At 44.6% G+C, this 13,240-nt stretch carries 10 protein-coding genes; 6 read left to right on the plus strand and 4 right to left on the minus strand.

Annotated elements, in window-relative coordinates:
• Window positions 1–177: 177 nt before the first annotated feature.
• Window positions 178–1,437: an EAL domain-containing response regulator gene (locus tag BM528_RS01950; protein WP_071978429.1), complete on the plus strand. Its 1,260-nt coding sequence runs from the start codon at window positions 178–180 to the stop codon at window positions 1,435–1,437.
• A gap of 9 nt (window positions 1,438–1,446) precedes the next feature.
• Entirely contained in the window at window positions 1,447–2,589 is a 1,143-nt protein-coding gene (locus tag BM528_RS01955; protein WP_071978430.1) for an HDOD domain-containing protein, read from the plus strand.
• Between the two features lie 112 nt (window positions 2,590–2,701).
• Here the strand turns inward: BM528_RS01955 and BM528_RS01960 are convergent, their stop codons facing one another.
• Window positions 2,702–3,991, minus strand: coding sequence for a lytic murein transglycosylase (locus tag BM528_RS01960; protein WP_071978431.1), 1,290 nt, complete (start codon window positions 3,989–3,991; stop codon window positions 2,702–2,704).
• Window positions 3,992–4,189: 198 nt separating this feature from the next.
• On the opposite strand from BM528_RS01960, the gene mrcB reads away from it, so the two are divergent.
• Window positions 4,190–6,565: a penicillin-binding protein 1B gene (gene mrcB, locus BM528_RS01965; protein WP_071981104.1), complete on the plus strand. Its 2,376-nt coding sequence runs from the start codon at window positions 4,190–4,192 to the stop codon at window positions 6,563–6,565.
• Window positions 6,566–6,819: 254 nt separating this feature from the next.
• On the opposite strand, the gene BM528_RS01970 is transcribed toward mrcB, so the two are convergent.
• The 3 genes from BM528_RS01970 to BM528_RS01980 all read right to left on the minus strand — a co-directional run bounded on the left by BM528_RS01970 (window position 6,820) and on the right by BM528_RS01980 (window position 9,384).
• The gene (locus BM528_RS01970; RefSeq protein ID WP_071978432.1) at window positions 6,820–7,104 is read right to left on the minus strand and encodes a hypothetical protein; all 285 of its coding nucleotides are present in this window, start codon (window positions 7,102–7,104) and stop codon (window positions 6,820–6,822) included.
• A gap of 412 nt (window positions 7,105–7,516) precedes the next feature.
• Complete coding sequence (locus BM528_RS01975; RefSeq protein WP_071978433.1) at window positions 7,517–8,437, minus strand: DUF808 domain-containing protein; 921 nt, start codon at window positions 8,435–8,437, stop codon at window positions 7,517–7,519.
• A gap of 113 nt (window positions 8,438–8,550) precedes the next feature.
• Window positions 8,551–9,384 carry a hypothetical protein gene (locus BM528_RS01980; RefSeq protein ID WP_071978434.1) on the minus strand — a complete coding sequence of 278 codons (834 nt, stop codon included), beginning with the start codon at window positions 9,382–9,384 and terminating at the stop codon, window positions 8,551–8,553.
• A gap of 256 nt (window positions 9,385–9,640) precedes the next feature.
• On the opposite strand from BM528_RS01980, the gene glnK reads away from it, so the two are divergent.
• The 3 genes from glnK (at window position 9,641) to ggt (ending at window position 13,148) form a co-directional block, all read left to right on the plus strand.
• Complete coding sequence (gene glnK, locus BM528_RS01985; RefSeq protein ID WP_071978435.1) at window positions 9,641–9,979, plus strand: P-II family nitrogen regulator; 339 nt, start codon at window positions 9,641–9,643, stop codon at window positions 9,977–9,979.
• A 32-nt stretch (window positions 9,980–10,011) separates the two neighbouring features.
• The gene (locus BM528_RS01990) at window positions 10,012–11,259 is read left to right on the plus strand and encodes an ammonium transporter (RefSeq protein WP_071978436.1); all 1,248 of its coding nucleotides are present in this window, start codon (window positions 10,012–10,014) and stop codon (window positions 11,257–11,259) included.
• Between the two features lie 170 nt (window positions 11,260–11,429).
• Complete coding sequence (ggt, locus tag BM528_RS01995; RefSeq protein WP_071978437.1) at window positions 11,430–13,148, plus strand: gamma-glutamyltransferase; 1,719 nt, start codon at window positions 11,430–11,432, stop codon at window positions 13,146–13,148.
• Window positions 13,149–13,240 lie beyond the last annotated feature (92 nt).

A 13,240-nucleotide genomic window follows, 5' to 3' on the forward strand; every position in this document is an offset into this window, starting at 1 on the left:
GGTTTATGTTAGCGCAGAAGAAAGTACTAATGGATTAGTTCTAAGCCTCTTTTATATTAGTAAAATCGGGCACACGATGTTCGCACTCATATTCTATTTTGCAGCTAATCTGCTGGAGAGTTTTTTGAATAAGCGGCGTTCTTATGTAGTGAGCAGTTTATAAGTAACGAGTAAACGATGATGTTAAAGCAGCAGCAACAATCTAAGGTACTGCTCGTTGATGACGAGGCAAGTGTACTAAAAGCATTAGGGCGCGTGCTTCTTTACGAAGACTATCACGTAGTTAAAGCGTCTTGCCCTGCAGAAGCTCTTGAAGTTGTTAAAAATCAATCGTTTGATGTGATCATTGCCGATTATCGAATGCCAATAATGAACGGAGTTACTTTTTTACGAGAGGCTCGTCGTTTCCAACCTTTTTCATGTAACTTTATTTTAAGTGGCGATGCTGACACCGATGACGTTATCGAGTGTATGAACGATGATATTGCCGAACGTTTTTTGCGTAAACCCTGGGACAATAAGCGTATTGTTGAAGAGGTAAACGCTGGAGTGCGAAAACGAGATAAAGCCCATTTATTAAGCCAAATACTTGCTAATGAATCTTCAGGAAAAATGCCTCCACCGGTAGGCGAATATTCCGGGAACAATCTAGCGCAATCTCACGACGTACTGCAGCACCTCAAGTCAGCTAATTTTGATAATGAATTTAGCTTAGTTTACCAGCCTAAAGTATGCGCCAAAACCGGCCGCATTGTTGGTTTGGAGAGCTTGTTGCGTTGGAATAGCCCCATTGCCGGAGTTATAGCACCTGATGTTTTTATTCCCATTGCTGAAGAGGGTTCAGTAATTAACGATATCGGCGAGTGGGTACTTAATGAGACCGCACGTTTCCAAATGAGATGGCGTTCGTTTACGTTATCAGATGGTTTTAGGTTGGCCTTCAATGTGTCGCCAAAACAACTACTCGACGGCTGTTTCGTTGATAAAGTAAAAGCCCTCATCGACAGTGGCGATTTAATTCCTGAGTACACCTGTATTGAAATTACAGAGTCGGCAGCTATCGATGATTTTGAACGCTGCTGTACACAGCTAACCAGGCTGTCTGATTTGGGCATTCAAGTGGCTATCGATGATTTTGGCACAGGCCATACCGCGATAAACTACCTATTAAAATTGCCTGCTCACGTGGTAAAACTAGATAGAAGCTTAATTCAAGGTGTTGAGAGTGAGGAAAAAAGCTATAACGTGGTGAAAAATGTTGTGGCGATGGCCCAGTCTATCGGCATGAAAGTAGTGGCCGAAGGTATTGAAATTGCGCAACATGCGCTATGTTTAAAGAACATGGGCTGCGAGGAGTTGCAAGGCTATCATTACAGTAGGCCGCTAACGGAAGAGCAGTTGTTGAAGGTGTTAGCTCAACAACCCTTTAAAGTATGAGGAGAAGGGATGTCTAATAATCAGGTGCTCATTGTTGATGATGAACAATTGATTTTAAAATCGTTAAAGAGGGCGCTGAGAAGGATAGCGCCATTATGGACGGTCCATCTTTATGAGTCTGGCCAAGAGGCGCTTAGCGATCTTAAAAGTGGTGTCATTCAACCAGATTTGGTCATGTGCGATAGGCTGATGCCTGGAACGCGTGGCGACGATGTGTTGCTTGAATGTAGAATGCATAATCCAGAGGCAATTAGACTATTAATGACTGGCGACACTCGCATTGATATAAAAGAGATTGTTGCTTCAAATGTACATATCTATATCTCAAAACCTTTCGAGCACGATGATATTAATAACGTGTTTAACAGGGTTATTCGTCTTAAGGCGCTTCCCCTAAACATCGATATAAGAAGAGCGCTCGGTCGGTTGGAACATCTTCCAGTACTAAACGAAACCTGCCAAAAACTAGACGAATTGTTCAAAAATCAAAATGTCGAACTTAGCGACGTCGCCAAGGTAGTAGAAACAGATCCTACGTTAGTAGCGGTAGTTTTGCAGGCTGCTAACTCACCATTTTTAGGCTTTCGCACTCAAGTGTCCTCTATTGATAAGGCGGTAAAGCGAGTTGGCTTAAATACGATAAAATCTATTGCTATTGCTTCAAGTCTGGGTGAAACATACGATGTCAACGATTCGCGATTTCGCGACATTGTTGAGCACGCTTTTGCCTCAGCATTTATCGCTAGCAGGTTAATGCGGTTAAGAGAGTTTCCAAGCGAGCAAGCCGAATATGCGTTTTCAATGTGTATGCTCGCTTGCATTGGTGAACTCTATTTAATTGGTTCGCCCGACACTGTCTACAACGAGGACTTGCAGCAAGCGTCGCAACCTCTAAGTGCGCTTATTACCTACTATTTGCTGACATTGTGGGGTATTGAAGAGCGCTTAGTTGAAGATATCTTTCGAGCCTCTAGTGAGGTGAAGTGTTCGGGTCACTTTTCTGAGGTATTTTATTTGGCACGCCGTTTAGCCCATGAGCCCATCGAAAATAACCTTGCCGATTTGCCGAGCAATGGTGATAGAAGGGCCGATGACTACGCTTTCGTAGCACAATGGCGAGATGCAATAAGCGCTTTTCAAGAAAGCTCTTAAGGCAAGGCCAAGTGATTTCCAAACTTTTCACACAATTCCATTAAGCGCTAAACAAAACCCGCATCACAGATAATAGCCGCGCGTTCTAGTAAGCGAAGGCGCGGCTTTGTCATTATGAAGAGCGTTTTTCTAGCGAAATATCTAATGCATTCATCACATCAAGCCCGGGAAAACCATCGGCAATCATCTTATTGGCGAGCTGGTAATTGCGGATCCCTTCACGTGTGGCAGGCCCAATAATTCCATCGGGCTTACCAACGTCAAACCCTAATGTGTTTAGCTTTCCTTGCAGAGCAATGATGTCTTTTCGGCTATACGCTGGAAGATCTGGAAGAGGTGCTTGAATACCAGACGCTCCGGATATTTTATCTGCCAGTACACCAACAGAAATGGCATAAAACTCTGAGTTATTCCAGCGCATGATCACTCTGAAATTTTTATAAGCAATAAATGCGGGCCCTTGATGACCGGCTGGCACAATCACATAAGCAGACGTGTCAGCGTTACCAAGCTCGCTGCCATCGGTGCGCTTTATGCCAATGTCATTCCATTCACTGAGAGACTGGCGGTTTTTGTAGCCCGAAAGTTGGTAATTAAAGTCATTGGGTAGCTGTACTTCACGCCCCCATCTGAACCCTGCCTCCCAACCTAAGTTGGAAAGGAAGTTGGCGGCGGAGGATAGTGCGTCTTCCTCACTGGCCCAAAGGTTAATTTGCCCATCGCCGTCGCCGTCAATAGCGTAATGGGTATACGCCGATGGCATAAATTGAGTGTGCCCCATAGCCCCTGCCCACGAGCCTACCATTTCTTCACGATTTAGCTTTTCTCTCTCAAAGAGCTTAACAGCCACTAAAAACTCTTGCGTGAAATAACTACTGCGGCGCTTGTCACAGGCAAGAGTGGCAAGTGAGTCGAGCACCGGCATTTTGCCTTTGTAGTTTCCAAAGTTTGTTTCTAAGCCCCAAAAGGCTAGCAAATAGTGAGGAGGTACACCGTATTTGTCATTGAGCTTTTGCAATAACGTTTTGTGTTTTGCATACATTTCCTTACCTTTATTGGTGCGCCATTCAGTAACACGTTTACTGAAGTAGCCTGGAAATGTTTGCACAAACTCAGGTTGGCTTCTGTCGTATTTTATTACGTTATCTTGATGAACGAGAGATGGAAAAATAGCATCAATGGTTTGCTGACTTACTCCTTGTTGCTGCGCTTTTTGCTCAAGAGCCGAGGTGCAGGTGGCAAAGTCATCGTTTGCACTGACATACGATGCAGAAAAGCTTGAAAACAGAACGGCTAGCGAAATTGCAGAAAAAGCACGGGAAAACACGGGTACAGACAAACGTGATTTGAAAACCTCCGCTTTTGAAGAGGCGGTGGCAGAGAATAGTGAAACTAAGCGCATAGTAAATTTCCTTTGATACTTGTTTGCATGCTATCGCATAGTGACTGCAAAGTGCGAGCAAAATTCCATATGGCAGTTTTGTTTAAACTGAAGACCTTGTGTTTAGCAGTTGTTGCGCAGCGGGTGCGGTGGTAATGTTCACTCCATAAATTTAAGGACCGGTAAGTGAAAGCACTTACTATTTTACGGCGCTTTATCGTGGCAAAAAGACAATCGAAGAATACCTCAGCAGCAAGCAAGACAACCAGTAAAGGCAAATCGAGTCGTAGTGCATCAAATAACGAGAAAAATGGCAAGCGTCGATGGCTTTTCAGCGCTTTTTGGCGCCTGTCACTTGTTGGGCTTGTTGTACTCGCGGCCTATGCGTTTTATCTCGACGCTCAGATAAAAAAGGGCTTTTCTGGTAATAAGTGGGAGGTCCCAGCTCAAATATTTGCCCGTCCATTGCGCCTGAGTAAAGGCGAGGAAATTACTCCACAGGAAGTTATTGATGAACTAAACTTGCTGGGTTATCGCAGGGTAACCTTTGCGAATGATAGCGGAGAATTTAGCTATCAAAATCGAGTGCTAACAGTTCAGCGCCGAGCATTTCAATTTCCAGAGGGTGCGGAGCCTCTTCGTCATTTGGTGGTAAGCTGGAACGGCGCGAGAGTGTCAGAAATTTACGACAAGACTCAAGAGCGCGAGTTTGGCTCTGTGAGATTAGAACCTTGGCTGGTGACAAGAATGACAAGCGGCTCGATAGAAGATCGTATGTTAGTGTCATTAGATACCATTCCTGAGCTACTTCCCAAAGCGCTTACCCTTGTTGAAGACCGAAACTTCTATAACCACCACGGCGTCGCACCCTTATCAATTATACGGGCGTTATTGGCTAATATTGCCGCAGGTAGAACTGTTCAAGGTGGCAGCACGCTTACTCAGCAGCTAGTAAAAAATATGTTTCTTACTCGAGAACGCTCGTTGGTGAGAAAAGCGAAAGAAGCCATTATGGCGGTGATTATTGATGCCAGATACAGTAAATCAGAAATCATAGAGGCATACCTAAATGAGGTCTTTCTAGGTCAGAACGGCGACATGGCGGTGCACGGTTTCGGGCTTGCCAGTTATTTTTACTTTGACAGACCCGCTAACGAGCTAAGCGTGCCAGAAATCGCCACCCTAGTTGCTATCATCAAAGGTCCTTCTTACTACAACCCTCGTAAATACGCTGAACGGGCAAAAGAACGACGAGACTTAGTGCTTCGTGTGTTGTTTGATGAGAACGAGATCGGCAGAGAAGAGTATGAACGTTATATTAATATGCCGCTTGGATTGGCAAGTGGAGCAAGCTTAGCCAGCGGTAAACACCCCGCGTTTATGGAGCAAGTTCGCAGAGAGCTTGACGAAATATTGGCAGAGCCTAGCTTGAGAGACTCTGGTGTAAAGGTATTTACCACACTCGATATTGTTGCCCAGCGCCGAGCTGAACGCGCAATGTCCGGCACATTAGACAGCCTGCAAAAAGACAGAAAAGCGACACTACAAGGCGCAATGGTTATTACCGATAGCGCAAGTGGTGAGGTAAGAGCGATTGTGGGAGATCGAAATGTTTCCTATAACGGGTTCAACCGCGCATTAGACGCTCGGCGTCCTATTGGCTCACTTGTGAAACCCGCGGTTTATTTGTCGGCTCTAGAAGATCCAACGCAGTTTAATTTGGCCACACCCCTAGAAGATAAGCCAATTACCCTTGAGAGCAAAAACGGCAAGCCGTGGTCTCCAAAAAATTATGACAAAGAGTTTAGAGGGCAAGTGCCTCTATTGCAGGGGTTAACCGAATCACTCAACATTCCAACAGTAAATTTAGGTATGCAGGTAGGGCTAGATACTCTCGCTGATACCATTAAACGCCTTGGTGTGAAATCGCCGTTAGATGAGGTGCCTTCAATGACGCTCGGAGCGTTTGAGCTCACACCATTTGCCACCAATCAGATGTACCAGACCCTGTCTAATGATGGTCGCTACATTCCTCTACACACAGTTACATCGGTAGTGACTGCCGAAAACGCGTTGCTATGGAAAAAAGCGGAGTTTTTCTCTCAGCGTGTAGATGAAGCAGCAACTTACCTATTGAACTATGCACTTTACAAGGTGACCACCGAAGGCACCGCAAAGCGTATAGGTGCTACATTTGGTAAAATTAATATGGCGGGCAAAACCGGGACGACTGACGATTATCGAGATAGTTGGTTTAGCGGGTTCGATAGGAACCATGTCGTCACTGTGTGGGTAGGTAACGATGATAATAAAACGGTTAACTTAACCGGTGCTGGAGGTGCGCTTCCCGTTTTTATAAATTATATGAGGTCACAGGCGCCAAAGTCGTTATCTAGGCGTTTTCCAAAAGGTTTAGGTATTGCACACTTTGATGCTAAAACCGGTGCAGTAGTTGTGGCTGGGTGTGCAGGCAGTCTAAGCGTGCCAGCAATTCTAGATGTGTTACCTACTCCCGAGCAAGATTGCTCAGGGCGACCTGTTGGCAGTGATAAAAAGAATAAAAAGAAGAGCTGGTGGGAGCGGATCTTCGGATAAAAATGCTCCAGGATAAAAATGCTCCAGTAAGAAGAGAGCTAACAACGCAAACATATCAATATGCAGGTTGCGTACTCTCTTCCACCAGAGCTAGGGCCCAAGGAGGCAGGGAAGGCTAGGGGAACAAAACTGTTTAATGGCCTTTCTGGAAAAATATGCGTGCTGTTGAAAACGCAATAGCACTCACGGCAAAAGCAATAAAAGGACCGAGTACAAGCATAAATAATGTACTGCCAGTAATCATAACTCCCTCCTTACGCGTCGTTATCATCGGTCGTTTCAGGTGAGATAGGCGTTATTGTAATATCTGCCAGTAGTGTAGTTGCTTCGTTCGCATCAGGCTCAAATGTATGACTAGCTGTGATAACGTCATAGGCAATATTTATTGAAGTTTCTTGTCTTACTTCCTCAATGGCGCTGGCCACTAAATAATCGGTTTGTGATTGCAACCCAGCAACATTGTCGTTGGCCATTGCAGAAGCACTTAGTACGCCAGATGTTAATATTAATGCAGTGAAAAGATTTTTACGGGTAAACATAACTTTTTCCTTTTAATAAGAGTTGAACACTGCACTAAAATATACTGCCTGGCAGCTTTCGATTTTCTCGACCCTAAAGTTTTAGGTCGTTATCAAGTAACTATTTTTCTTTGTATCTTTCGATATCTCTTTCTTTGCGAGTGTTGTGCCACTTTTTATTTTGTGTTTAAAATATTGATTTATAATGATTTATTTTGTGTAGGATAAAAGGCGGTTGTAGAGAGTAGAATGTGTGAAACTAAAATTTAGTGGTTTTGAAAGTTGGTTGGTTAAATTAACCAACTTGTGAGTGAGGATAGTTTTAAAGAGTTGAAAGATGGCTTTTGTGCCCTTCACCAAAAACGAAGTAGAAGAGATAAGAGAGCACGTCGTTTGAAAAGCGCGCTCTAATTTGATGCTGATTAGTTTTTGATTAGGAAGCTGAGCGCAAGCGCGATATCAATGTCACTGCTAAAACAACAACCGCTCCTGCTAACATGCCTACAACGCCATCGGCTAAAATAGACATCGCGAAGTCTGCACTAGGCACTAATTGGGTTGCCCATGCCGTAACGTGGTGTAAAACGCCAATACTGTGCGTTAGGATACCCCCACCTACTAAAAACATTGCAATAGTACCTACCACTGCCAATGTTTTCATGATGGCGGGAGCCGCAACAAGTAAGGCTCGTCCGATAATGCGTTGCAAAGTATTCATGCTTCCTGTTAATGACTTACGCAGCATGTAAAGTCCAACGTCATCCATTTTTACAAGGCCGGCTACTAAACCATATACGCCTAATGTTATAGCCAAACTCAGTGCGACCAATACACCAACCTGTGTGGTCAAAGGCGCTTCGCTTACTGTGCCTAAAGCAATAACAATAATTTCGGCTGATAAAATAAAGTCTGTTCGTATAGCGCCTTTTATCTTTTTTTGCTCGAAAGCCACCATATCAACGTCTTCGTGAGCAATGGCATCTATTCGTGCCTCTCGCTCTTGCGTCTCATCACCGTGTGGTAGGTATTTATGCAGCAGTTTTTCAGCTCCCTCAAAGCATAAGTAAAGCCCGCCTAGCACTAATAGTAAGGTAATGAGTGACGGTACAAAGGCGCTAATTGCTAGGGCTGCAGGCACTAATATCGCTTTATTTAACAACGAGCCTTTTGCTACCGCCCACACAACGGGTAATTCTCTGTCTGCTTTAATTCCTTGTACTTGGTCTGCATTAACCGCCAAATCGTCACCCAAAACGCCAGCGGTTTTTTGTGCCGCCACTTTTGACATAGTGGCAATGTCGTCCATTAAGGTGGCAATATCGTCAAGTAAGGCAAGTAAATTAGCTCCAGCCACAGATTATTCCTTATTAAATTATTATGTAGTCAGAATACGTCGTTACGCCAATGCTTGGCAACACAACAATTCCGTAGCGTTGTTTACAAAAGGGGGGCGAACGTCAATGCGCCCTAATTTGTTTGCTCATCACCTTCAGGTGTCTTGTTTATTCGGGCTTCGATAAAGCGCTGATGACCACTTCTATTAGAGCATTTCATCGTGCCGCCAGCTAATCCACTCAATGTCGTAAGGATTTTATTGGTAGTGCCAGTACAGTTTACGATTTTTTCTGGACGCTGATTGTATAATTTTTCATCTCTATCTTCGCCTTTTCGAAGGTCGAAAATATCGGGGCTTCTTTTTTTCGTTGCATAAGACGAGGCCGCATTAGCAGATTCTTCGCCAATACGCGCTTTGTTATAACTATCTAAATATTCTGCTGCTGCTTGGGCGCTAGACACCTTTAAACGACCCGCCTGACGATTTGCCTGCTGTTTTTGTATCAATTTTTTAATAGGAACCTCCGGTGCGACAGGAGGATTTTGGCTTGTTTGTATATCTAAAGATGGCGATTGTGCAGGTGGCTCGGGTGTCACCTTTTCTATTTGTCTTTCAGTGCTAGCGGGTTCTTGCGCAGCCGGTGAGGTCAATACGCTTCTATCCTCATTTCCAATATTCCCAGAGTCCTCTTTACTTTCAATATTATTAATGGGTTGCGTTCTATCTACACTGGGCGATGGTCTAAAAAGTACGGCCTTTATTGTGGCTATTGAGGGAGAGTTAGCTATGGTCGCTTTCTTTTTTTCAATGCCGTGTTGGCTTGACAAGATGATAATCACTACGCCACCTATATGAACACATAAAGATATCAATAGACCACGCCATGCGAAGTGCTGTTTGCGTGCATGGTCTTGAATTAGGCGCTCAGGCGCAAAAATCGAGGTGTAGTTCATTGTCATCGTCATTTACAGACCTACCTTTCAAATGATAGTTCCGCGGCATATTGAGTTACCCCCCTGTTTTATGTGAACTTTGTTCGCGTCATTTTTGGGCATAAGATTTCTTCCGCACCATCTTGGTGCATTGTTTTTGTCTTTTCACTCTCTCGCTATGATTATCTATCTGATTTATATGCATAATTATTTATGGCATACCTCTTGGTATACATTCCTGTAAGTACGCAATTTTTGCAGAATAATCACAATAAACTGGGAGCATCACATGAAATTAGTCACTGCTATCATCAAGCCATTTAAGCTAGATGATGTTCGTGAAGCCATTTCAGAAATCGGGATCGACGGTCTAACCGTGACCGAAGTAAAAGGCTTTGGACGTCAAAAGGGACATACAGAACTCTACCGCGGGGCGGAATACCAAGTAGATTTTCTACCCAAGGTTAAATTAGAAATTGCGGTCCAAGATGATCAGGTAGAGCGTTTGGTTGAAGCCATTGTTAGCGCTGCCAAGACGGGCAAAATTGGTGACGGCAAGGTGTTTGTATACGACCTTGAACATGCCGTTCGTATTCGAACTGGTGAGTCGGACACCGACGCGCTGTAAGCCATAACGATATATTTGCGGAGAAAACCATAATGGAAATCACTTTTGAACTTGGGTATGCGCTAGATACCTTTTACTTCTTAATTTGCGGCGCGCTGGTAATGTGGATGGCGGCAGGTTTTGCCATGCTTGAGGCCGGTTTGGTTCGAGCTAAAAATACCACTGAAATTCTAACTAAAAATATCTCTTTGTTTGCTATTGCATGCACAATGTACATGATTTGCGGATACGGCATTATGTATGGTGGTGGCGAATGGGGTCCTTTCCTAAGTGGCATTTTAGGTGACGGCGCAACAGACGTTGCGGAAGATCCTGCTACCTATGCGCCTTCTGCAGACTTCTTCTTCCAGGTTGTTTTCGTTGCTACTGCAATGTCTATCGTATCTGGCGCAGTTGCTGAACGTATGAAGCTTTGGGCGTTCTTAGCTTTTACTGTGGTTATGACTGGTTTCATTTACCCAATGGAAGGTGCTTGGACTTGGGGCGGTGAAGCAGTATTTGGTATGTATACGCTAGGTGACCTTGGCTTCTCTGACTTCGCAGGTTCGGGTATTGTTCACATGGCTGGTGCAGCTGCGGCGTTAGCTGGTGTGTTAATTCTTGGCGCTCGTAAAGGCAAATACACTGCTGACGGCAAAGTTAATGCGATTCCTGGTGCTAACCTACCTCTAGCAACGCTTGGTACGTTCATTTTATGGATGGGCTGGTTTGGTTTCAACGGTGGTTCTGTACTTGCTACTGCGACAGTTGAAAGCGCAAACTCTGTTGCTATCGTATTCATGAACACAAACGCTGCTGCAGCGGGCGGTACTATTGCGGCGCTTATCTTAGCTCGTATCTTGTTTGGTAAAGCAGATCTAACAATGGCATTAAACGGTGCGTTAGCAGGTTTGGTGGCGATTACGGCAGAGCCTTCTACACCAACTCCATTGGAAGCAACACTATTTGGCGGCCTTGGCGGTATTCTAGTCGTACTGAGCATCGTGGGTCTTGATAAGCTTAAAATTGATGATCCGGTAGGTGCTATCTCTGTTCACGGTGTTGTTGGTTTACTTGGTCTTCTACTTGTTCCAATCACTAACGACGGTTCAAGCTTCTCTGGTCAGCTTCTTGGTGCAGCAACTATCTTTGTATGGGTATTTGTAACTAGCCTAGTAGTTTGGGTAGCCCTGAAAGCGACAATGGGTATCCGAGTTTCAGAAGAAGAAGAGTTCGACGGCGTGGATATGAGCGAATGTGGTTTGGAAGCATATCCAGACTTCACCAGCGGTCGCTCGTAAGCTAACAATAAATACATATTGATGTAGGCGATAAAGCAACAACAATAATGCCTGAATAACATCTCTTAAGCCTCGCAATAGCGGGGCTTTTTTCGTTCTAGAATAAGCCTATGCGTATTGCAGGTAAGGCGCTACACTAATAAAGCGCTTTTCACTAAAAAGAGGCTTTTATGATAATAAAAATAAAGAGTTTACTGACTGTAACTTCACTTTTCATCACAGCGTTATGCGTTTGTTTCGGTATATCTTCATCATTTGCTTATGACAGAGTAACGGGTAAAGCATTTGCAAGCCGATCTGAGGTAATTGCGCAAAACGGTATGGCAGCCACGAGCCAGCCTCTTGCTACGCAAGTTGCATTAGATGTGTTAAAGAAAGGGGGAAGCGCGGTTGATGCAGCTATTGCCGCCAACGCCATGCTAGGTCTTGTTGAGCCTACAGGCAGCGGTATAGGTGGCGACCTTTTTGCTATTGTGTGGGATGCGAACGAAAAAAAGCTGGTTGGACTCAATGCATCGGGGCGCTCACCTCGTACGCTGACGAAAGCCGTATTTGCAGAACGTGGTTTTAACAAAATTCCCAAGTTTGGGCCGCTACCCGTATCTGTGCCAGGAGCGGTTGATGGGTGGTTTAAACTTCATGAAAAGTTTGGCAAGCTGTCCATGGCTGAGCTTCTTACCCCTGCCATTCAATATGCGAAAAATGGCTTTCCGGTTTCAGAGCTCATTGCGTATTACTGGCAAATGAACACCGATAGAATTGGTCATTATGATGGCTTTGCTGATACTTTTTTAATTGATGGGCGAGTACCCCAAAAAGGCGATATTTTCAAAAATCCCGGGCTTGCTGTTACCTATGAGAAAATTGCTACTGGTGGCAGAGATGCCTTCTACAAAGGGGATATAGCGCGCACTATTGATGCTTATATGGAAGCCCAAGGTGGGTTTCTTTCTTATCAGGATTTAGCGTCTCATACATCACAGTGGGTCGAGCCAGTATCCGCTAATTACCGTGGTTACGACGTTTGGGAACTGCCCCCTAATGGTCAAGGCATTGCAGCTTTACAAATACTCAATGTACTAGAGCGCTTCGATATTGAAGGAATGGGGTTCAACTCAGCTGATTATATTCATACCTTTGTTGAGGCGAAAAAACTAGCTTTTGAAGATAGAGCCAAGTTCTATGCCGACCCAGACTTTAACGATATTCCTGTAGACTGGTTGATATCTAAAGAGTACGCCAAAGAGCGCCAATCACTCATTGATATGGAAAAAGCCGCCACTCGCGTCGATGCAGGGATTTATGAAGGCGACACCATATATTTAACGGTAGCAGACAAAGAAGGCAACATGGTGTCGCTAATACAAAGTAACTATCGCGGCATGGGATCAGGAATGACACCTCCAGGGTTGGGCTTTGTGCTGCAAAACCGAGGGGAAATGTTCACTTTGGAAGAGGGTCACTTCAATGAGTATCGACCGGGCAAACGTCCGTTTCATACTATTATCCCGGCTTTTGTTACGCGTAATGGTCGCCCAGTCATGAGCTTTGGGGTAATGGGAGGCGGAACGCAGCCACAAATGCACGCCCAAATAATCGTGAATGTTCTCGACTTTGGAATGAACCTGCAAGAGGCCGGAGATGCACCAAGAATACTTCATAGCGGTTCAAGCAGCCCAACTGGAGAGCTCATGCTAGACGGGGGGTACGTAAGCTTAGAATCGGGGTTCAGCGAGGAGGTTCAGCGAGAGCTTATGGAAAGAGGACATACATTGCAGCGTGTGGTAGGTGCATTTGGTGGCTATCAAGCAATAGCCTGGGACGCTAAAAAAGGCGTTTACTTTGGTGCTTCTGAAAGCAGAAAAGATGGACAAGCAGCTGGCTATTAAGCACACTATTATTCAGTACGTATTAGCATAACCACTTATACGCAATACACAGTAAAAGGCTTTTCAAGGGCGTTACTGTGTTTTGCCGGTTA

The organism is Alteromonas sp. RW2A1 (assembly GCF_001886475.1).
In the GTDB taxonomy this organism is placed as follows: Bacteria; Pseudomonadota; Gammaproteobacteria; order Enterobacterales; family Alteromonadaceae; genus Alteromonas; species Alteromonas hispanica.